Origin of the sequence: Tepidamorphus gemmatus, assembly GCF_004346195.1 — a bacterium.
Lineage (GTDB): Bacteria > Pseudomonadota > Alphaproteobacteria > Rhizobiales > Tepidamorphaceae > Tepidamorphus > Tepidamorphus gemmatus.
The window spans coordinates 84652-106666 of the sequence record NZ_SMAK01000004.1 but is presented as its reverse complement, the minus strand read 5'-3'; the positions used below and the strand labels follow the sequence as shown (position 1 = coordinate 106666).

The window sequence follows — 22015 nt, the reverse complement described above, 5'->3', positions numbered from 1 at the left end:
TCGGTCGGCCTGGCACCGCGCGTTGGCGTGCGGCGCGGGGCTTGTTATCGTCGGCCCGGATGGGCCCGCCGATCATGGCGTAACGGGTGAAGGCGCGGGCTTGGCCGCATGTCGGATATCTTTCGCGAAGTCGAAGAGGAAATTCGCCGCGAACAGGCGAAGGTGCTGTGGGATCGCTACGGCATCTATGTCGTGGCGGTCGCCGTGCTGGTCGTCGCCGTCACGGCGGGCTGGCGAGGCTGGCAGTGGTATGTGGCGCGCCAGGCGGCTGAGACCGGCCAGCAGTATTACGAGGCCTTGCAACTTGCCCGCGACGGAAAGCATGCCGAGGCGGACGCGGCCTTCGCCGAGATCGCCCGCAGCAGCACCGGATTCGCGGCGCTGGCGCGGCTGCGCGCCGCGGCCACGCTCGCCGATGCCGGCAAGGTCAGCGAGGCAGTCGCCGCCTTCGACGCCGTCGCCAACGATGCCGCGATCGAAGATCGCCTGAGGGACGTGGCCCGGGTTCGGGCGGCCTATCTGCTGCTCGACGCTGGCGATCTGTCCGGCATCGACGAGCGCGTCGGGCGGCTCGCCGCAGAGGGCAATCCGTGGCGCCATTCGGCGCGGGAAATCCTCGGCCTCGCCGCCTTTCAGGCTGGCGACCTGTCAACCGCCAACGCGCGTTTCGAGGAACTGCTCGCCGACACCGCGACCCCGCAGGACATGCGTCAGCGTGCCCAGCTGATGGTCGCGCTGATTGCGTCGGAGGCGCCGCCGGCTGTGCCGGCCGCAGCGGCCGCGCCTGCCACTGCGACGCCCGAGGCAGAACAGCCGGCTGCATCCGGGGAGGGCGATACGCAATGAGCACCACCATTCCCCCGCGCAGTCGGCTGGCGCCGGCGACGCTGCTGGCGCTGGCCGTTGCCCTCACCGGCTGCAGCGACGTGTCGTCGCTCGAAGACATCAACCTGGTCAGCTTCAACCCCTTCGCCGAGAAGGAGAAGCGTGTTCCCGGAGATCGCCGGCCGGCGATCGAAACGACGGATGGACTGCGCGTCGCCGAGAACACCGCGACGACCCCTGTCAGCCTGCCGGCACCACGTGATCTCGGCGACTGGTCGCAACCCGGGGGCAATGCTGCCAACGCGCCGGGCAACGTCGCACTTGGTTCCGGCGGTGCGACCTGGTCGGTTTCGGTTGCCAGCGTCGATCGTCGCGGCCGGCTCACCGCCAAGCCGATCGTCTATCGCGGTCTGGTCGTCGTGATGGATCAGCACGCCCGCGTGTCGGCCTATTCGCTCGAAGGCGGTGGCCGCGGCTGGTCGGTGTCGCTCAAGCCTGAGAAGGAGAAGAGCGTCGTCTTCAACGGCGGCATCGCCGCGGAGGGCGGTATCGTCGTCGCCGCCACCGGCTACGGTACGATGGTGGGGATCGGCGCCAGTGACGGTGGCGTGTTGTGGACGACCGAGCTTGGTGCCCCGGCCCGCAGTGCGCCGACGATCGCGGACGGCATCGCCTATGTGGTCAGTGCCGACAATGTCGTCCACGCGGTCAACATCGCCGATGGTTCGGTGCTGTGGACCCAGATCGGCATCGGCCAGGCTGCCGGCGTGATCGGCAATGCGAGCCCTGCGGTGTCGGGCGGCATTGTCGTGGTGCCCTATTCGTCCGGCGAGATCCTCGCATTCGACGCCAAATCCGGCGAGCCGCGCTGGATCGATGCGCTGACCGGCGCCAACCGCTTCACCGCCGTCTCCGGCATCAGCGACGTCGCCGCCTCGCCGGTCATCTATGAGGGCGACGTCTATGCGGTGTCGGTGTCTGGCCGCATGATCGGCGTCAGCGCGCGCAACGGCGACCGCATCTGGGCGCAGAATGTGTCCAGCGCCCATACGCCGGCGGTCGCCGGCAACACCATCTTCGTTGCCACGATCGGCGCCCAGGTGGTGGCGCTCGACCGCAAGACGGGCCAGGTTCGCTGGATGACGGATCTGTCCGAGAAGGCCAATCCCAAGGACAAGCTGCCGGTGAATCTTGCCGGACCGCTCCTGGCCGGCGGGCGGCTCTGGGTTGCCACCTCCGACGGGCGGATGATCACCCTCAACCCGGAAACGGGGGCCGTGCTGTCCACGCAGACGATCGGCAGCCCGGTCTACATCAGCCCGATCGCCGCCGGCGGGCGCATTCTCGTGCTCGACAACACTGGCAAGCTCACGGCCTTCAACTAGGACGGAGAGGCCTGGACATGCGCGAGGCCCAGCGGCCGCTCCGGGTGGCGATCGTCGGGCGCCCGAATGTCGGCAAGTCGACGCTCTTCAACCGCCTGATCGGACGGCGTCTGGCGCTCGTTGACGACCGGCCGGGCGTGACGCGTGATCGCCGCGAGGGCGAGGCCAGACTGGGCGACCTGGCACTTGTCGTCGTCGATACGGCCGGTCTCGAGGAAGCCGATCCGAACAGCCTCGAGGGGCGCATGCGAGCGCAGACCGAGACCGCCATCGCCGAGTCCGACGCCGCCCTGTTCCTGATCGACGCGCGCGCCGGCGTGACACCGGCCGACAGGCATTTCGCCGCGCTGCTGCACCGGACCGGCAAGCCGGTGGTGGTGGTTGCCAACAAGTGCGAGAGGTCCTCTGGCGAGCCGGGCTTCTATGAAGCGTTCGAACTGGGTCTTGGCGAGCCGATCGCCGTCTCGGCCGAGCATGGCCTCGGTCTCGCCGACCTTACCGAGGCGCTGGTGCGGATCGATGCCGCGCGTGAGCAGCATCCGACTGAAGCCGAGGCGCACGAAGCGGGGGAGGGTGATCCGGTCAGGATCGCTATCGTCGGCCGGCCGAATGCCGGAAAGTCCACCCTGCTCAACCGTCTGATCGGTGAAGAGCGCATGCTGACCGGTCCGGAAGCGGGCATCACCCGCGACGCGATCGCGGTCGACTGGGAATGGAAGGGCCGGCCGGTGCGGCTCGTCGATACCGCCGGGTTGCGGCGCAAGGCGCGCGTTCAGGAGAAACTCGAGAGGCTGTCGGTCGGTGACGCCCTCAGGGCGATCAGGTTCGCCGAGGTTGTCGTCGTCGTCCTGGATGTGCAGAGCCCGTTCGAGAAGCAGGACCTGCAGATCGCCGACCTGGTGACGCGGGAGGGCAGGGCGCTGGTCATCGCCGTGAACAAGTGGGACACCATCACTGATCCCGATGTGCGGCTGAGGGACCTGCGCGAGGCAGCCGACCGACTGCTTCCGCAGGTGCGCGGCATGCCGCTGGTGCCGGTGTCGGCCCTGACCGGCTTCGGGCTCGACCGCCTGATGAAGGACGTGTTCGATATCCATGCGCGCTGGAACACCCGGGTGCCGACCGGCGAGCTCAACCGCTGGTTTGCGGCGCTGATCGATCATCATCCGCCGCCGGCCGTTGCCGGGCGCAGGATCAAGCTTCGTTACGTCACCCAGACCGCAGTGCGGCCGCCGACGTTTGTCGCCTTCGGCTCGCGCACGGACGCCATTCCCGATTCATACAAGCGCTACCTCCTGAACGGTTTGCGCGACACGTTCGGGCTCGTCGGCGTCCCCGTCCGCCTGCATCTGCGCAGCGCCGACAACCCCTACGCCAAGGATTGACGGTGGCTGGTGGCTGAACGTGCCGGCCGGCCCGCGCCCCCCACTCCATTCGCCACACCGTCATCCCGGGCCGCCAAACCGACGCGGGATCGGGAGGGCACACGCCCGATCCCCGTCAGGTTTCGATGAATGACGTTGCCCCGCCCGAGCGAACCCGGCTTCGGGTCTATTCAACCGTCAATCGCAGGGCCATGCCCCACGGATCGAGGACCTCGAGCACGCCGTCATCCGCCCGCACTTCGTGGCCGAGCCCGACCAGGCGTCCGCCGATTTCCTCGAGACTCGCTGCGTCGGTCACCTTGAACCCGACGAAGGCGAGTCCGCTGGTCGCTTCGGGACGTCGACCCGCACCCGCGCTGTGCCAGACATTGGCGCCCAGGTGATGATGGTAGCGTCCGCTCGACAGGAAGGTCGCGCCGGACAGCCTGCGGGTCACGGCGAAGCCGATCGCGTTGCCGTAGAATCGCTCCGCCTCATCGACGTCGCCGACCCTCAGATGCACATGACCGATCCGCAGGCCGGCCGGAGCCGCGCCCGACCAGCCTCGCCCGTCTGCGGCGCCTTCGGCCATGATGCTCTCGATGTCGAGTGGCGCCGTCGCCATCACCACGCCGCCGCTGTCCCAGGCCCAGCCATCGACGGGCCGGTCGGCATAGACTTCGATGCCGTTGCCCTCCGGATCGTCGAGATAGATCGCCTCGCTGACCAGATGGTCGGCAACGCCGGTCACCGGTATCCGGTTGCCTGCGACATGCATCAGCCAGCGCCCGAGATCGGCCCGCGTCGGCATCAGGAACGCCGTGTGGAACAGCCCGGCCAGCCGCGCGCTGTCCGGCCGGTCGTCCGGCCGCGATTCGAGCGCCAGCAACGGAACGCCCGGAACGCCGAGGATCGCGGTCGTGTCGGTCTGCGCCAGAACCGCAAGCCCGATCACGTCGCGGTAGTAGGCCATCGTCCGCTCCAGATTGCGGACCCGGAGGCCGATCTCGCCGACATGGATGACCGTGGTGCTGGCGAAGGTCGGTCGGTCCGATGCGGACCCGGCCCGGGTGTCGGCGGGTCCTGTCGCCGCGCCGCCGGCCGTCGCAAGCTGGGCAAGACCTTTCAGCACGCTGCGGCGGGTCTGATCATCGACGAAGCTCATGCGCGCTCTCGCAGTGGAAGGATGATGCGCGGTCCGGGCGGCCCGACTGATCCACATTAGGGCATTTTCCGATCAGGTGGGCGCATTCTGTTCGTGAGCGGCGCTGCGATCCTGCGGTCAGCGCGCCGCGGGGCGATGCCGCGCGTCGTTCGCGGCGCCATGGCGTCAACCGTCGGGCCCGACGTGGGGGGTGCCGGAGTCGGTCGCGCGCGACGCTTTCCCGGAGCTAGATGTGCAGCGCGTGGCCGAGTGCCTTGAGGGCCGCTTCCTGAAACGCCTCGCCCTGGGTCGGATGGGCATGGATGGTGCCGGCGATATCCTCGAGCCGCGCCCCCATCTCGATCGCCAGGCCGAATGCGGTCGACAGCTCCGAGATGCCTTGCCCGACCGCCTGGATGCCGAGCACCAGATGGTTGTCGGCGCGCGCGACGACCCGCACGAATCCGTCCTCGGCCAGCTTCGTCATCGAACGCCCGTTGGCGCTGAACGGGAATTGCCCGATCTTGATCTCGCGCCCGCCGGCCCGTGCTTCCTCTGGCGACAAGCCGACCGACACGATCTCGGGATCGGTGAAGCAGATTGCCGGGATCGCCCTCACGTCCCACGAGCGGCGTTTGCCGGCGACGATCTCGGCGACCATCTCGCCTTGCGCCATCGCGCGATGCGCCAGCATCGGCTCGCCGGTGACGTCGCCGATCGCATAGACGCCGCGCATCGACGTGCGGCACTGGTCGTCGATGCGGAGGAATCGCCCGGCCATGTCGAGATCGATCTCTTCGAGCCCGACACCGCCGGTCACCGGCCGCCGGCCGACGGTGACCAGCACCTTGTCCGCAGCGATGCTACGGGCACCTTCGGCTGTCTCCACGATCAGCGCGTCGCCTGCTGGCGACAGTCCGCGCGCCCGCGCGCCGGCCAGGACATCGACGCCGAGCTCCTTCAACCGTTTCGCCACCGGCCGCGTCAGCTCCGGATCATAGAGCGGCAGGATGCGAGGCTCAGACTCGATGATGGAGACCCTGCTGCCGAGTCTGGCGAAGGCCATGCCGAGTTCCAGCCCGATATAGCCGCCTCCGATCACGGCGAGGCGGTTTGGCAGCTCGGTCAGCGTCAATGCATCGGATGAGGAGATTACCGGTCCGCCGAACGGCAGGTCCGGCAGCGTCACCGGCTCGGAGCCGGTGGCGATCACGATCGTCTTCGCCTTGACGACCTGGATGCCGGTCTCGGTCTCGACGGTCACGGTTTTGCCGTCGCGGAAGCGTGCATGCCCGTGCAGCGTCTTGACGCCCGCCCTCTTCAGCAGACCCGCGACACCGATGCTGAGGCGGCCGACGATGTGGTCCTTCCAGGCGATCGCCTGCGCAAGATCGAACGCCGGTGCGGAGACCGAGATGCCGAGCGGGGCGGAGTCCTGTGCCCAGCGCACCGCCTTCTCGAACTCCTCGGCGACGTGGATGAGAGCCTTGGACGGGATGCAGCCGACATTCAGACAGGTGCCGCCCGGCCGATCCTTCTCGACGATCACGGTATCGATGCCGAGCTGGCCGGCGCGGATCGCGCAGACATAGCCGCCGGGACCGGCACCGATCACCAGCAGCGAACAGACGATCTCGTTCATCCCGTTCAGCCTTCCATGAAGATCAGGGCCGGGGTCTCCAGCAGCGTCCTGATGCGCTGGACAAACACGGCGGCGTTCCATCCGTCGACGACACGGTGGTCGAACGAGGATGACAGGTTCATCACCTTGCGCGGCACGAACTCGGAGCCGTTCCACATCGGCCGCACCGCCATGCGGTTGACACCGACGATGGCGACCTCGGGATGGTTGATCACCGGGGTCGTGGCGATGCCGCCGAGCGCGCCCAGCGAGGTGATGGTGATCGTCGAGCCCGACAGCTCCTCGCGTGTCGCCGTTCCCCTGCGCGCGGCCTCCGCCAGACGCGCAAGCTCGGCGGCGCAGTCCCAGATGTCGCGCGCCTCGACATGCCGAACGACCGGGACCGTAAGGCCGGCGTCCGTCTGGGTCGCGATGCCGACATGCACGCCGCCGAACCGCCGGATGAGTCCTGCCTCGTCGTCATAGTGGGCATTGACGATCGGCTGCTCGCGGATCGCGGCCACCATCGCGCGCATCAGGAAGGGCAGAAGGGTCAGTCGCGGCCTGCCTGTGGAGCCGGCGTCGGCGTTGAGCTTCGCGCGGAGCTCCTCGAGGGCCGTGACGTCGATCTCCTCCACATAGGTGATCGGCACGATGCGGGCATGGGCGAGTTCCATCCGCTCGGCGATGCGCCGCCGCAGACCGATGACCTTGATCTCCTCGACCGAAGTGTCCGGCGCCGGACCCGACCGCGCCGGGGTGCCCGGGGTGCGGTTCAGGAAGGCGTCGAGGTCCTCGTGCGTGATGCGGCCGGCCGGGCCGGTACCGGGCACCTGACGCAGGTCGATGCCGGCCTCGCGCGCGCGCCGGCGCACGGCCGGCGAGGCGAGCGGCTTTTCGCCCGCCGGCCGCGGCGCCCCGTATCCAGCCGGTGCCCGTGCGGCGGGCATCGCCGCCAGTGCTGGACGCCGCGCCGGCTTTGCGGCCGCCGACGGCTCAGCGCCTGCCTGGGGCGCCGCGGCCATGCGCTGCCGTTCCGGCTGCGGTTGCGGCTCGGGACCCGTCTGCGGCTGTTCCATCGGCGCCGTTCCTCCCATCTGCGGCGGCTGGCTTGCGGAACCGTCGGAACCGGGGACGCGCAGCCTCACCAGCGGCGCGCCGACGGCAACCTTCTCGCCGATCTCCGCAGCGAGCCAGGCAACCGTGCCGGCGACCGGGGAGGGAATCTCGACCGTCGCCTTGTCCGTCATTACCGCGGCAAGCACCGTGTCCTCGAGCACCGGATCGCCCACCTTGACGTGCCATTCGACGAGCTCGGCCTCGGCGATGCCTTCGCCGACGTCGGGCAGCTTGACCACGTGCTCGCCCATTCAGGCCTCCATCGTGCGCACGAGCGCCTCGCCGACACGCGCGGGACCCGGGAAGTAGTCCCATTCCTGAGCGTGCGGATAGGGTGTGTCCCAGCCGGTCACCCGGGCGATCGGCGCCTCGAGATGGTAGAAGCAGTGCTCCTGGACGAGGGCCGCCAGTTCCGCACCGAAGCCTGAGGTGAGCGTCGCCTCGTGCACCACGACGCACCGGCCGGTCTTGGAAACCGACTCGACGATGCAGTCGAGGTCGAGCGGCAGCAGCGTCCGCAGATCTATGATTTCGGCGTCGATGCCCGTTTCCCGTGCTGCCGCTTCGGCGACATGAACCATGGTTCCGTAGGTCAGCACCGTCACGGCGCTGCCTTGCCGGCGTATCTCGGCCTTGCCGAGCGGCACGGTGAAGTGACCGTCATCGACGTCGCCGAGCGGATGCTTCGACCATGGCGTCACCGGCTGCTCGTGATGGCCGTCGAAGGGGCCGTTGTAGAGCCGCTTCGGTTCCAGGAAGATCACCGGGTCCGGATCCTCTATCGAAGCGATCAGCAGACCTTTGGCATCGCGCGGATTGGACGGCACGACCACCTTGAGCCCGCAGACATGGGTGAACAGCGCCTCCGGGCTCTGGCTGTGGGTCTGGCCGCCGAAGATGCCGCCACCGGTCGGCATGCGCACGACGATCGGGCAGGTGAACTGGCCGTTCGACCGGTAGCGGATCCGCGCCGCCTCCGAGACAATCTGATCATAGGCCGGGTAGACGTAATCGGCGAACTGGATCTCGACGCAGGGTCTGAGGCCGTACGCGGCCATGCCGATCGCGGTGCCCACGATGCCGAGCTCGCTGATCGGCGTATCGAAGCAGCGGGTGACGCCGTATTTCTGCTGAAGCCCGGCCGTGCAGCGGAAGACGCCGCCGAAATAGCCGACATCCTCGCCGAACACGACGACCTTCGGATCACGCCCCATCGAGATGTCGAGGGCCGAGCGGATCGCCTCGATCATGGTCATTCTGGCCATGGATCAGACTCCCGCCTGATGACGCTGACGTCGCAGATGCGGCGGCATCTCGGCATAGACGCCCTCGAACATGTCGCGTACCGAGGGTTTGCCGCCCGAATGCAACGTGCCGTGCTTCTCGGCCTCCTTCTGGGCGGCGATGACGGTGTCCATGACTTCTGCCTCCGCCTGCCGATGCCGCTCCTCGGTCCAGGCACCGCGCCGGATCAGGTGGTTCTTCAGCCGAATGACCGGATCGCCCAGCGGCCAAGCTTCCGACTCATCCTTGGGGCGGTAGGCGGAGGGATCGTCCGACGTTGAGTGGGCACCCACGCGGTAGGTGACGTACTCGATGAGGGTCGGGCCGAGATTGCGCCGGGCCCGTTCCACCGCCCATCTGGCAACGGCATAGACGGCGAGATAGTCGTTGCCGTCGACCCTGAGCGAGGGAATGCCGAATCCGAGCCCGCGCGCGGCGAATGTGCCCGAGCCGCCGCGGGCGATGCCCTGGAAGGTCGATATCGCCCACTGGTTGTTGACAATGTTGAGGACGACCGGCGCCCGATAGGTCGAGGCGAAGACGAGGGCGGCATGGAAATCGCTTTCCGCCGTCGATCCGTCGCCGATCCAGCCGGCGGCGATCCTGGTGTCGTTGCTGATCGCCGATGCCATCGCCCAGCCGACGGCCTGCACGAATTGGGTTCCCAGATTGCCGGAAATCGAGAAGAAGCCATGCTCCTTCGAGGAGTACATGATCGGCAGCTGGCGGCCCTTCAGGGGATCGGCCTCGTTGGAAAAGATCTGGTTCATCATGTCGACCATCGGGTAGCCGCCGGCGATCAGAAGGCCGGCTTGCCGGTAGGTCGGAAAGTTCATGTCGCCAGGCTCGAGCGCCTTGCGGAACGCGCAGCTCACCGCCTCCTCGCCCATGTGCTGCATGTAGAAGGAGGTCTTGCCCTGCCGCTGTGCCATCAGCATGCGCGCGTCGAAGGCGCGCAACGTCATCATGTGGCGCAGCCCCTCGAGCAGGTCGTCGTCCGTCAGCAGCCCCGCCCAGGGGCCCACTGCCTCGCCCTCGCGGTTGAGCACGCGGATGATCGAGAAGGCGAGGTCACGGATCTCGCGCGGATCGACATCGACCGGCGGTCGCGGCACCGAGCCGGCCTTCGGAATCGCCACCATGGAGAAGTCCGGCGTGCCGCCGGGGCGCACCTCCGGCTCGGGCACGTGCAGGCTGAGCGGTACGACATCGTCCATCGGGCAAGCCTATCGGTCCATTGCACCAGTCCACCACGGGGCGGGCGCAGGCGTTCCGACCCGCCCGAGCCGATCATCGACCGGATCGGCGCGGATTTCCACTGCCGGACGGCGCGCGGGGTAGGGAATGAACTCCTCCTCGATACGCATCCGCTGCCTCCGGCGGCTGGACTGCCCGCGTGTAACCCGGCGGCAACATGTGAAATGATTGATGAGTCCCGGGACCGTTCGAGGGAATGAGCCCGGCGGCCCGGCATCGCCAACGCGCCGTTGTCGCCCGGCTCACGCGAGCAGGGCCAATGCAATTCGGGATCAAGACGCCCCGAGCGCCATCGCGATCGTCGTGCCCGCCCGCTTCCGGAACGCCGTAGCGTCGGTCCCCGGAATGACACGGGACAGCGGGACACTCGGGTGTGGGTAAGCCTTGACAGGCCTGCCACGCAGCCGCAACGAAAAGGGGCGGCCGTGGCCGCCCCATCGCTTCTCGCCAATCGGCAAGCGTCGCTCAGCTACACCCGCTCGTCGATCCGCAGGTGTCGCACTTCAGGCAGGTGCCGTTGCGCACCATGGTGAAGTTGCCGCATTCGGTGCAGGACTCCCCGACATAGCCCTTCAGCATCGCCTGCGCGCGGCGTTCGGCCACGGTCGGCTGGGGGACGACGGCGGTCTGCGGTTCGATCGCCACGGCGACCTCGCGCTTCAGTGCCGTCGCCTGGCTGCCGGCCTGACCGGTGAAACTCTGCGCGCGGGCTTGGATCTGGCCGACGGTACCGCCGCGTGGCGTCTCGGCACGGTGATCGTGTCCCCGCCCCTCGCTCCGACCATCGCCGTGCACGACCACCAGCTTCTCGCTGACCTTGCCGCGCACCAGACCCGTCGACACGAACCGAGTCGCCGGCACGGCCGGGATCGGCTTGCCCTCATCGACGCCGGCCCCCATCGCAGTCGAACCGATGTCGGAGGGATCGACATGGCCGAGGTCGTGGCGGCCAAGATACGAGATCGCCAGCTCGCGGAAGATGTAGTCGAGGATCGAGGTGGCGTTCTTGATCGAGTCATTGCCCTGGACGAATCCGGCAGGCTCGAAGCGCGTGAAGGTGAAGGCCTCCACATATTCGTCGAGCGGCACGCCGTACTGCAGGCCGAGCGAGACGGCGATAGCGAAGTTGTTCATCAGGCTGCGGAAGGCGGCGCCCTCCTTGTGCATGTCGATGAAGATCTCGCCGAGCCGGCCGTCCTCGTACTCGCCGGTCCTGAGATAGACCTTGTGTCCGCCGACGATGGCCTTCTGGGTATAGCCCTTGCGTCGGTGCGGCAGCTTCTCGCGCTCGCGGATCGTCTTCTCGACGATGCGCTCGACGATCCGTTCGGCGACCGCGACCGCCTTGGGCTGAACCGGGCCGGTGGCGGCGAGCGCCTCGACCGCGTCCTCCTCGTCCTCCTCGTCGTCGGCCAGAAGCTGCGCCGACAGCGGCTGCGACAGCTTGGAGCCGTCGCGATAGAGGGCGTTGGCCTTGAGCCCCAGTTTCCACGACAGCATGTAGGCGGACTTGCAATCCTCGACGGTGGCCTCGTTGGGCATGTTGATCGTCTTGGAGATGGCACCCGAGATGAACGGCTGGGCGGCCGCCATCATGCGGATGTGGCTCTCGACGGACAGATAGCGCTTGCCGGTGCGCCCGCACGGATTGGCACAGTCGAAGACCGGCAGGTGCTCCTCCTTCAGGTGCGGCGCGCCTTCCAGCGTCATCGCGCCGCACACGAAGGTGTTGGCCCTGTCGATGTCACGGCGGCTGAACCCGAGCTCCGACAACAGGTCGAAGCTCGGGTCCGCCAGTCGGTCCGCCGCTACGCCCAGGGCCCCCTGGAGGAAATCCTCGCCGAGAGTCCACTTGTTGAAGACGAACTTGATGTCGAAAGCGGATTTCAGCGCGCCTTCCACCAGTTCGAGCTTCTCGCGGGTGAACCCCTTCGCGGCGAGGGTGTCGTGATTGATCGCCGGCGCTCCGGCGAGAGTGCCGTGTCCGACCGCATAGGCGACGATCTCGTCGATCTGGGCCGGCTGATAGCCGAGCTTGGCGAGTGCTTCCGGCACGGCCCGGTTGATGATCTTGAAGTAGCCGCCGCCGGCAAGCTTCTTGAATTTCACCAGCGCGAAGTCGGGCTCGATACCGGTCGTATCGCAGTCCATCACCAGGCCAATCGTGCCAGTTGGCGCAATCACGGTGACCTGGGCGTTGCGATAGCCATGTTCCTCGCCCAGCGCCAGCGCCCGGTCCCAGGCATGACAGGCCGCCGCAACGATCGACGCGTCGGGGCAGGAGGCATGATCGAGAGGCACGGGCAGGGTGTTCAGCCCCTCGTAGCCGTCCTTCTCGCCGTGCGCGGCCCGGCGATGGTTGCGGATGACCTGCAGCATGTGCTCGCGGTTCGGCTCGTAGCCGGGGAACGCGCCGAGTTCGCCGGCCATCTCGGCCGAGGTCGCATAGCACACGCCCGTCATCAGGGCGGTGATCGCGCCGGCAAGCGCGCGGCCTTCGTCCGAATCGTAGGGGATGCCGGATGTCATCAGCAGTCCGCCGATATTGGCGTAGCCGAGCCCGAGAGTGCGGTAGGCATAGGACAGTTCCGCGATGCGGCGGGACGGGAACTGCGCCATCAGCACCGAGATCTCGAGCACGATCGTCCACAGACGCGTGGCGTGCTCGAACGAGGCGACGTCGAACGAGCCATCCGCCTTGCGGAACTGCAAGAGATTGAGCGACGCGAGATTGCAGGCCGTATCGTCGAGGAACATGTACTCCGAGCACGGATTCGAGGCGCGGATCTCGCCGGCCGCCGGGCAGGTGTGCCAGTCATTGATGGTGGTGTGGAACTGGATGCCCGGATCCGCGCAGGCCCATGCCGCGTGCCCGATCTTCTCCCACAGGTCGCGGGCCTTGCGCGTCGCGGCGACCGTGCCGTCCAGCCGGCGGGTCAGCTTCCACTCGCCATCGTTCTCGACCGCGCGCAGGAACTCATCGGTGACGCGCACCGAGTTGTTGGAATTCTGGCCGGCGACGGTGAGATAAGCTTCCGAGTCCCAGTCCGTGTCGAACAGCGGGAACTCGACCGACGTATAACCTTGGCGGGCGAACTGGATCACCCAGCGGATGTAGTTCTCCGGCACATGCGCCTTCTTTGCGGCACGGATCTCGCGCTTCAGTGCCGGGTTCTTCTGCGGATCGAAGCAGTCGTCACCGGAGCCCGCGCAGTTCACGCAGGCCTTCATGATCGCCGACAGGTGCTTCTGGCAGATCTTGGAACCGGTCACCAGCGCGGCGACCTTCTGTTCCTCGACCACCTTCCAGTCGATGTAGGCTTCGATGTCGGGATGATCGACGTCAACCACCACCATCTTGGCGGCGCGCCGTGTCGTGCCGCCCGACTTGATGGCGCCGGCCGCCCGGTCGCCGATCTTCAGGAAGCTCATCAGTCCCGACGACTTGCCGCCGCCCGACAGCGCCTCCCCGTCACCGCGCAGCTTCGAGAAGTTCGAGCCGGTACCCGAGCCATACTTGAACAGCCGTGCCTCGCGCACCCAAAGGTCCATGATGCCACCCTCGTTGACGAGGTCGTCCTCGATGGACTGGATGAAGCAGGCATGCGGCTGCGGATGCTCGTAGGCGGAGGTGGAGGCGACGACTTCGCCGGTCTCGAAGTCGACATAGTGGTGGCCTTGGCCGGGGCCGTCGATGCCGTAGGCCCAGTGCAGGCCGGTGTTGAACCATTGCGGCGAATTCGGCGCGCATTTCTGCGTCGCCAGCATGTAGGCGAGCTCGTCGAAGAAGGCGCGCGCATCCGCCTCGCTGTCAAAATATCCGCCCTTCCAGCCCCAGTAGGTCCACGTGCCGGCGAGACGGTCGAACACCTGACGCGAATCGCGTTCCGGGCCGAAGCGTTGGGATTCCGGCAGTTCTGCCAGCGCCTCGGTGTCGGGCACAGAGCGCCACAGCCAGGGCGGAACGGAGCTCTCCTCGACCGGCTTCAACCGCGCCGCGACACCTGCCTTGCGAAAATACTTCTGTGCAAGAATGTCCGCGGCGACCTGTGACCAGGTCGCCGGCACCTCGATGTCCTCGAGGCGGAAGACGACCGAGCCGTCGGGATTGCGGATCTCGCTGGTGGTCTTGCGGAACTCGATGCCCTCATAGGGCGACTTACCCTCGACCGTGTAGATTCGTTCGATCCGCATCTCGGCTCCCCGCTCGCGCCTCGGCGCATTCCTGCCGCCCCGGGTCCAGTCGGCCCGGCCATCAAAGCCCCGTCCCGACACGTTGACTCGACCCGACTGGGGGCCTCACCGACGCCGTCGGAGCAGTCGGATGCCGTCCCCCGCGCCCCAGCCGCAAACAACATCTCGCCCTCCGGCCATGCGCCGGAGATAACGCATTGAGTCTACTGTTGATTTCCCCGGAAACCGGGTCGGCCCGACCCGCCGCCGAGGCAGAATTAACGGTATGAGACTCGACCAACGGGCGTCAAGGCCATTCCCCGGCGCTGACATCAGATTTTCACAAGCTCTAGTATCCCGCCCAATTTCAACGGCAATATATAGTGACGCGGCGTTAAGAATGTCCTAACCGCCGCTGAACAGCGGGGACAACCGGGCCAGGTCCCGCCAATCCGTCCGTGCCGGGCTCGCCGCGCCCGGCACATGGGAGATTGATTCAGATTCGAAGCGAATTGTCGAAGGCCGTTTCAGGCGGACTTAAAGCCGGCCGGGTAGGGTTCCGACGCGATGAGGGGAGCATCCTGCACATGCCGAAAAGCCTCGCCTACGGACTGCCGCTGGACTCGCTGGACGTCGTGCTCGTGCACGACAACCGGGGCGCCCAGGGAATCCTCCGCTCGATGATCTCCTCGATGCGGATCGGCCGGCTGCGCGTCTACGAGCACGCCGAGAAGGCACTCAACGACATGTTGATCGATCCGCCCAGCGCGCTGATCGCCGAGTGGGACATGAAGCCGATGAGCGGCTACCGGCTGACCCGGCTGATACGAAACCGGACGATGGAGCCGCTGTCCTTCGTGCCCATCCTGGCAGTCACGCCGATGCCGACGCTCAGCCTTGTCGACCGGGCCTTCTCGGTCGGTGTGACCAACATCATCGTGATGCCCGTCTCACCGGTCGTCCTGCGCCGGCGCATCGAGCTTCTTGCCCATGACGACCGGGAGTTCGTCCTGCAGGGTGACAACTACGTCATTGATGGCATCGAGGAGGTGCTGGAGGAGCGCGTGCGGCGCACGAACATCGCCGACATGCTCAAGCGTCAGAAGGCGATGCAGGAAGCCCTGGCCCGGCGCGCCCAGACCGCGCAGGATCTCGTCGACCGCATCGTCAATGGGGAGGTCGATCTGGACGACCTGGAAGGCACGTCGCCGCCGCCACCGGTACCGGCCAAGACGCCGCGCAAGCCGCGCAGCACCTGGAGCGGCTGGACCGTGCGCTGAGGCCCGCGGACGCGTCGGTTGAACGAAACATTGCCGCTCAACGCCGCAGCGCGATGCTCAGTCCCTCGAGGTTGACCGAGAGGTCGACGCCCAGCTGGGTTCCGATCAGCTCGAGCGTGACGCCCTTGGCGTTGACCATCACTGCCGCCTTGCCGCCGGCCGCCACAGCCAGGCCCGCTCCGGCCGCCGAGTAGATGCCCTCGATGTCCTCCGGGCGGTTGATGTTCTTGACGGTGCTCTGCAGGTTGACGACCGACAGTGTGAGTTGATAGCCGGCGCTGAGACCGCCGATCGACAGCGGATAGGACCGGCCGTCAAGGACGAGCGTACCCTTGCCGCCCGTCCCGCCGACGATGAACGCCGCCTTGACCAGCTCCATGCTGATCTGCCCGGTGCCGGCATGGGCGGACATCTGACCGACCATGAGGCCCGCAAGCATCATGACCGCGCTCGCGAGCGCCGCAAACCTCTTCCGCATTTCCAAGGCCTCCCGCCGATGGATCGCAGCCGCCGCTCTGCCGTGCACGGCAGCTGCCACGGGCAGCGTCTCACGAAATGGCGAGTCGGGATACGGGCCTTGTCGCATGCCCCTGCCGTCGCGCCGACCACAAGCTGCAATGTCGGGACATCCGACATGCGCATCAGGGGCATCGGTCAGGACCTCTGCAAAGCTGGACACCCGGATGCTTTCCGGCCATAGTCCGCCCGGATTTCAAGGGCGGACGATGCGCGACTTCATCATCCAGATCTTCGCCTGGTGGCACAAGGCGACCCTCGGCACCCGCTTTCTGACGTGGCGCAAGGGTGAATATGTGGGCAGCGACGAGCAGGGCAACCGCTACTACCGGACCCGCGGCGGCGCCAAGGACCCTGCGCTCGGCTTCGAACGGCGGTGGGTGATCTATGCCGGCGAGGTCGAGGCGAGTGCTATTCCGCCCGGCTGGTATGGCTGGATGCACCATCGCTACGATGTGCCGCCGACCGAGGAAGCCTACACGCCGCATCCCTGGGAGAAGCCGCATCTGCCCAACCTTACCGGCACCGCGGCCGCCTACCGGCCACCGGGGAGTGCATTGACTCCGGAGCGCCGGCCGCGCGTGACCGGGGACTACCAGGCCTGGTCGCCGGACGCCTGAGCTGCAGACCGGCAGCTGCAGACCGGCGCCCGGCGACCAGATTTCGGCACAATTCCCTTCGATAGATGCCTGTCATGAACGGCATGATCCGAGACTGTTGCAGGCCAGCGCGGCGTACCCGCCTGCGGCCGGCCGTGCTCGGTCTGATCGTCGGACTGGCCGCTGGTGGGCCTGCGGCAGCGGAGAAGATCGCGAACCCGATCGCCGAATTCACCGGCCTCGACAAGATCACCGGGCAGATCCGGACCTTCGACGTGTTAATTGACGAGACCGTCCAGTTCGGCGCCCTGCAGCTCACCCCGCGGGTCTGCTATTCACGTCCGCCGACGGAACCGCCGCAGACCGACGCCTTCGTCGAGGTTGACGAGGTGACGCTCGACCGCAGGATCCAGCGCATCTTCACCGGCTGGATGTTCGCCGACAGCCCCGGTCTCAACGCCGTCGACCATCCCATCTATGACGTCTGGCTGACCAACTGCAAGATGACGTCGGAAGAGCTCGGCATCGGCAACTGATCGAACCGGGCCTCGCCGGCAAGAGCCGTTTCCAGCAGCCGGTGGTACTGGTGCCGCGAGATCTCGATCGCGCCGAACCGCCTCAGGTGGTCGGTGACGAACTGCGTGTCCAGCAGCGTGTAGCCGCCGCGCCGGAGGATCGCCACCAGATGGACCAGCGCGATCTTGCTGGCGTCACGCTCCCGGTGGAACATGCTCTCGCCGAAGAACGCCGCGCCGAGACTGACGCCATAGAGCCCGCCGATCATCCGGCCGTCCCGCCACACCTCGACCGAATGGGCGTGTCCGGCGTCGAACAGGGCGCGATAGAGACGGCGGATTTCGCGGTTGATCCAGGTCTTGCGGCGGCCGGGACCCGGCTCGGCGCAGCCATCGATCGTCGAATCGAAATCGCGATCGACATGAACCTCGAAGTTGCCCTGCCGGATGGTGCGGGCCAGCCGTGTCGGCACGTGGAAGGCATCGAGCGGTAGGATTCCGCGCTCGCGCGGCTCGATCCAGTACAGGCCTGGGTCGGTCGCGCTCTCGGCCATCGGAAAGATCCCGCAGGAATAGGCCTTCAGCAAGACCTCCGGCGTGATCTCGATCTCTGCGTCGCTGCGGGATGCCATGCGCCGCACCATAGAGCGGCGGCCCATTGGACGGAAGGGGAAAGGCCCGCCCGGTCGCGACCGGCCACGCACCCGACCGACATCAGGTCAGCTGTCCGGGCCGCTCTGCGCCAGATAGCGTTCCAGCCAATGGATGTCGTAGTTGCCGTTGACGATATCGGTTTCGCCGAGCAGCCGCTGGAACAGCGGGATCGTCGTTGCGATGCCGTCGACGACATACTCGCCCAGCGCCCGCCGCAGCCGCATCAGGCACTCGTTGCGGGTCTTGCCGGAAACGATCAGCTTGCCGATCAGGCTGTCGTAATGGGGCGGGATCGAGTAGCCCTGATAGACTCCGGAATCGACGCGCACGCCGAGACCCCCGGGCGGGTGATAGTAGCGGATGACGCCCGGTGACGGCCGGAATGTCTGCGGATCCTCGGCGTTGATCCGGCATTCGATGGCGTGTCCCGAGAAGACGATATCCTCCTGCCGCACCGACAGGGGCGCTCCGGAGGCGACCCGGATCTGCTCGTTGACCAGGTCGATGCCGGTGATCATCTCCGTCACCGGGTGCTCGACCTGGAGTCGCGTGTTCATCTCGATAAAGTAGAACTCGCCATCCTCGTACAGGAACTCGACCGTTCCGGCGCCGCAATAGCCGAGGTCGGCCATTGCCCTGGCGACCCGGGTTCCGATCGCCTCGCGTTCGGTGCCGTTGATGCCTGGGGAAGGCGCCTCTTCCCAGACCTTCTGGTGCCGTCGCTGCAGCGAGCAGTCGCGCTCGCCCAGGTGGACGGCGTTGCCCTGGCCGTCGCCGAATACCTGGATCTCGATGTGGCGCGGTTTCTCGAGATACTTCTCGATGTAGAGCGCATCGTCGCCGAAGGCCGCCTTCGCCTCCGCCCGCGCGGTCCTGAGCGCGGTGTCGAGATCGCCGGCCGACCGCGCCACCTTCATGCCGCGCCCTCCGCCGCCGGCGGCCGCCTTCACCAGCACCGGATAGCCGATTGCGGCGGCGATCTTCTGCGCCGCCGCGTCGTCGGTGACGGCACCCTCGGAACCGGGGACCACAGGGATGCCGAGGCGGGCGGCGGTGCGCTTGGCCTCGATCTTGTCGCCCATGATGCGGATGTGTTCGGGCGAGGGGCCGATGAAGGCGATACCGTGCGCCCGCAGGATCTCCGCGAAGCGCGCATTCTCTGACAGGAATCCGTAGCCCGGATGCACCGCATCGGCGCCGGTGATCTCGCAGGCGGCCAGCAACGAGGGAATGTTGAGGTAGCTGTCGCGGGCCGGTGGCGGTCCGATGCAGACGCTCTCGTCGGCGAGGCGGACATGCATGGCGTCGGCGTCCGCCGTCGAATGCACCGCCACCGTCGATATGCCAAGCTCCTTGCAGGCGCGCAGGACCCTGAGCGCAATCTCGCCGCGGTTGGCGATCAGGATCTTGTCGAACATGAGCGACCTGCCGGGGCTATTCGATGACGATCAGCGGCTCGCCGAACTCGACCGGCTGGGCATCCTGGACGAGGATGGCCGTCACCGTGCCGGCGCGCGGCGCCACGATCGGGTTCATCGTCTTCATCGCCTCGACGATCAGCAGCGTCTGTCCCTGGTGCACCGTGCTGCCGACCTCGACGAAGGGCGCAGCGCCAGGCTCGGGTGCCCGATAGGCGGTGCCGACCATCGGCGAGGTGACCGTCCCCGGCGGCAGGCCACCTTCGGCGCTCTGGCCCGGGCGGGAGGCAGCAGCCGGCTGGGTCGGGGCCGCCAGAGCGGGCGGTGGCGAGGGGACTGCGACGGCAGCCACCGTGACGGTGCGGGCGACCCTGACGCGCAGGCCGTTCTGCTCGATCTCGATCTCGCTGAGATCGGTCTCGGTCAGCAATGCCGCCAATTCGCGGATCAGTCCCTGGTCGATGTCCCGTGCGGGTCGTTCCATCAGCTTCAATCCAACATGGGGCGCCGCGGCGCCGTTTTGGTTCGGCTCGCGCCGCACATATATCCGGTTGCACGCGATCCGCAAATCACGCGCTGCCAGCCACTCATGGCAGATCGGATGTTGTCAGCAGGTGCGGCAGCCGTCGTCACGCACCCGGGCGATCTTCTCCTGCAGCATCTCGAAGCTGACCGCTCCTGGAATGACCTCATCGCCCAGCACGTAGGACGGCGTGCCGCGCAGGCCGAGCGCTTCGGCGATTAGGTAGTTCTCCGCGATGGCGTCATTCACTTCCTTGGACTGGGCAGTCGTGGTGACCGCCTCGGCATCGATGCCGAGATCCTCGACCACCTTCATCGCCAGTGTCTTGTCGGCGCCGCTGCCGCTCTGCGCCGACATCAGCGCGACATGGAAATCGAGATATCGCTCCGGCGCGACCTTGCTGACCGCCAGTCCGATCCGCGCCGCCTCGGCCGAGCCGTCGCTCAGCACCGGCCATTCCTTGAACACGACCTTGAGATTCGGATCAGTCTTCAGGAGATCGAGCATCGCCGGCAGCATGCGTTTGCAGTAGCCGCAATTGTAGTCGAAGAACTCGACCAGCGTCACGTCGCCGTCGGCGTTTCCGGCGACGGGCGAGGTCGGCGAGCGGAAGATCAGGTCGGCATTCTGGCCGAGCGCCTCGGCGCGGGCGGCGAGCTCGTCGCGCTGGCGCTTCTCCTCCAGCGCGGTCAGCGCCTCCTCGAGCACCTCGGGGTTCTTCAGGAGGTATTCGCGGACGAGGGGGCCAATCGTCTCGACGCTGAGACCCGACTGGTCCTGGGCCTGGGCCTGAGAAATGCTGCCTGGCAGGATGCCCCGATCGAAGGCCGGCAGCGAGGCTGCGAGTGCCGCGGCCAGGGCGATAGTCGTCCACAGGCGGGGCAATGTCTTCATTGTCGACGGATCCTTCCTGCCAGTCGTGGATGTCGCAAGCACGGTCGCAGATTCACTGCGGCCGGAACCTGATGATGTCGTCGGCGCGAAGCCAGCCGGGCGAGCCGGTCTTCAGACCCTGCTGGGCGCGTTGAGCGAAGCGCTTCGCCATCTCGTAGTCGCCGTCGTTGAAATATCCCTGCGCCGTCGCGAGCTCCGCTTCGGCGACGCGGCCGGCCTTGCCGTAGGCGATCGCCAGCCGACGATAGCCGCCGCCGAACTCCGTTTCCGACTGAAGCCCCTGCGACATCAGATTGATCGCCTGGTCGAGCAGCTTCGGATCGTCGGTGGCCATCAGTGCCTCGCCGAGCAGCACCTTCAGCAGGCCGGATTTCGGATCGAGGCTGACCGCCTTCTGCAGCGGCGCCACCGCCTCGCGCGCGCGGCCGGACTTGAGCAGCAGATCCCCCTTCAGCTCCCAGAAATAGGCGTGGTTCGGCAGCGCCGCGATCAGCGCCTCCGCACCGGCCAGCGCATTGCGATAGTCGCCCGACCGCATCTGGGCGATGGTTCGGGCATAGCGCGCCGGCAGCGAGGAGTCGGAGGGCGGATAACGCCGCATGACCGAACTGGGGTGGTCGAGATGGCCGTAAAGCTTCGCCCGCGCCAGATCGTGGCGGAACTGCAGTTCCGGCGGGTCGGTCTTGTCGAAATACTTGCTCTGCCGCGCCAGATTCTCGAGCGCCGCGATGCGTTCACGCGGCATCGGATGGCTCTGGGCATAGGGATCGGCATACTTGGTTGTCAGGAACGCCTGGTCGGCCAGAGCGGCGAAGGTGGCCAGCATGCCACGGGCAGACTGTCCGGTGGCATTGAGGTAGGTGACGGCGGCCCGGTCGGCTGCTTGTTCCTCCGTGCGCTGATAAGCGAGGAGGCTGCGCTCGACCATGCTCTGGCCGCCCATCATGATCGCCTGACCGGCTGCGGCGCCGTCGCCGGCGCTGCCCGCCACGGCGCCCGCTGCGACTGCCCCCGCGCCAAGCAGGGTCGCCAGAATCGCCATGGCCTGCGCATTCTGCAGCTCGAGACGCTGCCGAGCCAGGTGGCCGCCGGCGATGTGGCCGGTCTCGTGCGCAATGACGCCGATGACTTCGTTCGGCGTCTTCGCCTGCATCAGCACGCCGGCATTGATGAAGATGCGCCGGCCTGAGGCGACGAAGGCGTTGAACTGAGGGGATCCGATTATGTAGATGCGGACGGCGGACTCTCCCACGCCCGCGGCGCGGATGATCGGCACCGCATAATCTCTGAGCAGGCCCTCGATCTCCGCGTCGCGGATGAAGCTGACCCGCTGGGCATTCGCCGTGGTCGATGATGCCGCGGCCGTGGCAATCGCCATAACCGACGCCAATATCAGCCGCCGGAAGCGCCGCACGCCGTATCCCACGCTATCGCCCCGTCGGTC

General features: G+C 67.2%; 19 protein-coding genes. 6 read left to right on the top strand and 13 right to left on the bottom strand.

Annotated elements, in window-relative coordinates:
* Positions 1 to 108: 108 nt before the first annotated feature.
* From EDC22_RS07935 to der, 3 genes are read left to right on the top strand one after another with little or no spacing between them, the layout of a single operon-like run.
* Positions 109 to 846, top strand: coding sequence for a tetratricopeptide repeat protein (locus tag EDC22_RS07935; RefSeq protein WP_132806107.1), 738 nt, complete (start codon positions 109 to 111; stop codon positions 844 to 846).
* Entirely contained in the window at positions 843 to 2210 is a 1368-nt protein-coding gene (locus tag EDC22_RS07930; protein WP_132806106.1) for an outer membrane protein assembly factor BamB family protein, read from the top strand. Before EDC22_RS07935 ends, EDC22_RS07930 begins: the two co-directional genes overlap by 4 nt.
* A gap of 17 nt (positions 2211 to 2227) precedes the next feature.
* Entirely contained in the window at positions 2228 to 3595 is a 1368-nt protein-coding gene (gene der, locus EDC22_RS07925) for a ribosome biogenesis GTPase Der (RefSeq protein ID WP_132806105.1), read from the top strand.
* Positions 3596 to 3761: 166 nt separating this feature from the next.
* On the opposite strand, the gene EDC22_RS07920 is transcribed toward der, so the two are convergent.
* The 7 genes from EDC22_RS07920 to EDC22_RS07895 form a co-directional block, all read right to left on the bottom strand.
* Positions 3762 to 4739: a VOC family protein gene (locus EDC22_RS07920; RefSeq protein ID WP_132806104.1), complete on the bottom strand. Its 978-nt coding sequence runs from the start codon at positions 4737 to 4739 to the stop codon at positions 3762 to 3764.
* 226 nt (positions 4740 to 4965) lie between these two features.
* Positions 4966 to 6360, bottom strand: a complete 1395-nt coding sequence (lpdA, locus tag EDC22_RS07915; RefSeq protein ID WP_132806103.1) for a dihydrolipoyl dehydrogenase — start codon at positions 6358 to 6360, stop codon at positions 4966 to 4968.
* A 5-nt stretch (positions 6361 to 6365) separates the two neighbouring features.
* Positions 6366 to 7709 carry a dihydrolipoamide acetyltransferase family protein gene (locus EDC22_RS07910; protein ID WP_132806102.1) on the bottom strand — a complete coding sequence of 448 codons (1344 nt, stop codon included), beginning with the start codon at positions 7707 to 7709 and terminating at the stop codon, positions 6366 to 6368.
* Positions 7710 to 8723, bottom strand: coding sequence for an alpha-ketoacid dehydrogenase subunit beta (locus tag EDC22_RS07905; RefSeq protein ID WP_132806101.1), 1014 nt, complete (start codon positions 8721 to 8723; stop codon positions 7710 to 7712). It lies immediately after the preceding gene.
* 3 nt (positions 8724 to 8726) lie between these two features.
* On the bottom strand, positions 8727 to 9959 hold the full coding sequence (locus EDC22_RS07900; RefSeq protein ID WP_132806100.1) for a 3-methyl-2-oxobutanoate dehydrogenase (2-methylpropanoyl-transferring) subunit alpha: 1233 nt from the start codon (positions 9957 to 9959) through the stop codon (positions 8727 to 8729).
* Positions 9960 to 9968: 9 nt separating this feature from the next.
* Entirely contained in the window at positions 9969 to 10109 is a 141-nt protein-coding gene (locus EDC22_RS17920; protein ID WP_165926835.1) for a hypothetical protein, read from the bottom strand.
* 355 nt (positions 10110 to 10464) lie between these two features.
* On the bottom strand, positions 10465 to 14193 hold the full coding sequence (locus EDC22_RS07895; RefSeq protein ID WP_132806099.1) for a vitamin B12-dependent ribonucleotide reductase: 3729 nt from the start codon (positions 14191 to 14193) through the stop codon (positions 10465 to 10467).
* A 566-nt stretch (positions 14194 to 14759) separates the two neighbouring features.
* On the opposite strand from EDC22_RS07895, the gene EDC22_RS07890 reads away from it, so the two are divergent.
* Complete coding sequence (locus EDC22_RS07890) at positions 14760 to 15452, top strand: response regulator (protein WP_132806098.1); 693 nt, start codon at positions 14760 to 14762, stop codon at positions 15450 to 15452.
* Positions 15453 to 15489: 37 nt separating this feature from the next.
* On the opposite strand, the gene EDC22_RS07885 is transcribed toward EDC22_RS07890, so the two are convergent.
* Complete coding sequence (locus tag EDC22_RS07885; protein ID WP_132806097.1) at positions 15490 to 15930, bottom strand: hypothetical protein; 441 nt, start codon at positions 15928 to 15930, stop codon at positions 15490 to 15492.
* Positions 15931 to 16177: 247 nt separating this feature from the next.
* Between EDC22_RS07885 and EDC22_RS07880 the strand changes: the two genes are divergently transcribed.
* Both EDC22_RS07880 and EDC22_RS07875 read left to right on the top strand, forming a co-directional pair.
* The gene (locus EDC22_RS07880) at positions 16178 to 16588 is read left to right on the top strand and encodes an NADH:ubiquinone oxidoreductase subunit NDUFA12 (protein ID WP_132806096.1); all 411 of its coding nucleotides are present in this window, start codon (positions 16178 to 16180) and stop codon (positions 16586 to 16588) included.
* An 83-nt stretch (positions 16589 to 16671) separates the two neighbouring features.
* Positions 16672 to 17103, top strand: a complete 432-nt coding sequence (locus tag EDC22_RS07875; protein WP_425385523.1) for a DUF2155 domain-containing protein — start codon at positions 16672 to 16674, stop codon at positions 17101 to 17103.
* On the opposite strand, the gene aat is transcribed toward EDC22_RS07875, so the two are convergent.
* The 5 genes from aat to EDC22_RS07850 all read right to left on the bottom strand — a co-directional run bounded on the left by aat (position 17043) and on the right by EDC22_RS07850 (position 21949).
* Entirely contained in the window at positions 17043 to 17714 is a 672-nt protein-coding gene (gene aat / locus EDC22_RS07870; protein WP_132806094.1) for a leucyl/phenylalanyl-tRNA--protein transferase, read from the bottom strand. The two genes, EDC22_RS07875 and aat, sit on opposite strands and share 61 nt — an antisense overlap.
* Before the next feature lie 87 nt (positions 17715 to 17801).
* Positions 17802 to 19154, bottom strand: coding sequence for an acetyl-CoA carboxylase biotin carboxylase subunit (gene accC / locus EDC22_RS07865; protein WP_132806093.1), 1353 nt, complete (start codon positions 19152 to 19154; stop codon positions 17802 to 17804).
* Between the two features lie 16 nt (positions 19155 to 19170).
* Positions 19171 to 19638: an acetyl-CoA carboxylase biotin carboxyl carrier protein gene (gene accB, locus EDC22_RS07860; RefSeq protein ID WP_132806092.1), complete on the bottom strand. Its 468-nt coding sequence runs from the start codon at positions 19636 to 19638 to the stop codon at positions 19171 to 19173.
* 123 nt (positions 19639 to 19761) lie between these two features.
* Positions 19762 to 20571: a DsbA family protein gene (locus tag EDC22_RS07855; RefSeq protein ID WP_132806091.1), complete on the bottom strand. Its 810-nt coding sequence runs from the start codon at positions 20569 to 20571 to the stop codon at positions 19762 to 19764.
* A 52-nt stretch (positions 20572 to 20623) separates the two neighbouring features.
* Positions 20624 to 21949, bottom strand: coding sequence for a M48 family metalloprotease (locus EDC22_RS07850; protein WP_245499678.1), 1326 nt, complete (start codon positions 21947 to 21949; stop codon positions 20624 to 20626).
* Positions 21950 to 22015 lie beyond the last annotated feature (66 nt).

Excerpts from the sequence above, each read along its gene's own strand:
- EDC22_RS07935 (WP_132806107.1), top strand. The coding sequence starts at position 109 with ATGTCGGATATCTTTCGCGAAGTCGAAGAGGAAATTCGCCGCGAACAG.
- EDC22_RS07930 (WP_132806106.1), top strand. The coding sequence starts at position 843 with ATGAGCACCACCATTCCCCCGCGCAGTCGGCTGGCGCCGGCGACGCTG.
- der (WP_132806105.1), top strand. The coding sequence starts at position 2,228 with ATGCGCGAGGCCCAGCGGCCGCTCCGGGTGGCGATCGTCGGGCGCCCG.
- EDC22_RS07920 (WP_132806104.1), bottom strand. The coding sequence starts at position 4,739 with ATGAGCTTCGTCGATGATCAGACCCGCCGCAGCGTGCTGAAAGGTCTT.
- lpdA (WP_132806103.1), bottom strand. The coding sequence starts at position 6,360 with ATGAACGAGATCGTCTGTTCGCTGCTGGTGATCGGTGCCGGTCCCGGC.
- EDC22_RS07910 (WP_132806102.1), bottom strand. The coding sequence starts at position 7,709 with ATGGGCGAGCACGTGGTCAAGCTGCCCGACGTCGGCGAAGGCATCGCC.
- EDC22_RS07905 (WP_132806101.1), bottom strand. The coding sequence starts at position 8,723 with ATGGCCAGAATGACCATGATCGAGGCGATCCGCTCGGCCCTCGACATC.
- EDC22_RS07900 (WP_132806100.1), bottom strand. The coding sequence starts at position 9,959 with ATGGACGATGTCGTACCGCTCAGCCTGCACGTGCCCGAGCCGGAGGTG.
- EDC22_RS17920 (WP_165926835.1), bottom strand. The coding sequence starts at position 10,109 with ATGCGTATCGAGGAGGAGTTCATTCCCTACCCCGCGCGCCGTCCGGCA.
- EDC22_RS07895 (WP_132806099.1), bottom strand. The coding sequence starts at position 14,193 with ATGCGGATCGAACGAATCTACACGGTCGAGGGTAAGTCGCCCTATGAG.
- EDC22_RS07890 (WP_132806098.1), top strand. The coding sequence starts at position 14,760 with ATGCCGAAAAGCCTCGCCTACGGACTGCCGCTGGACTCGCTGGACGTC.
- EDC22_RS07885 (WP_132806097.1), bottom strand. The coding sequence starts at position 15,930 with ATGCGGAAGAGGTTTGCGGCGCTCGCGAGCGCGGTCATGATGCTTGCG.
- EDC22_RS07880 (WP_132806096.1), top strand. The coding sequence starts at position 16,178 with ATGCGCGACTTCATCATCCAGATCTTCGCCTGGTGGCACAAGGCGACC.
- EDC22_RS07875 (WP_425385523.1), top strand. The coding sequence starts at position 16,672 with ATGATCCGAGACTGTTGCAGGCCAGCGCGGCGTACCCGCCTGCGGCCG.
- aat (WP_132806094.1), bottom strand. The coding sequence starts at position 17,714 with ATGGCATCCCGCAGCGACGCAGAGATCGAGATCACGCCGGAGGTCTTG.
- accC (WP_132806093.1), bottom strand. The coding sequence starts at position 19,154 with ATGTTCGACAAGATCCTGATCGCCAACCGCGGCGAGATTGCGCTCAGG.
- accB (WP_132806092.1), bottom strand. The coding sequence starts at position 19,638 with ATGGAACGACCCGCACGGGACATCGACCAGGGACTGATCCGCGAATTG.
- EDC22_RS07855 (WP_132806091.1), bottom strand. The coding sequence starts at position 20,571 with ATGAAGACATTGCCCCGCCTGTGGACGACTATCGCCCTGGCCGCGGCA.
- EDC22_RS07850 (WP_245499678.1), bottom strand. The coding sequence starts at position 21,949 with ATGGCGATTGCCACGGCCGCGGCATCATCGACCACGGCGAATGCCCAG.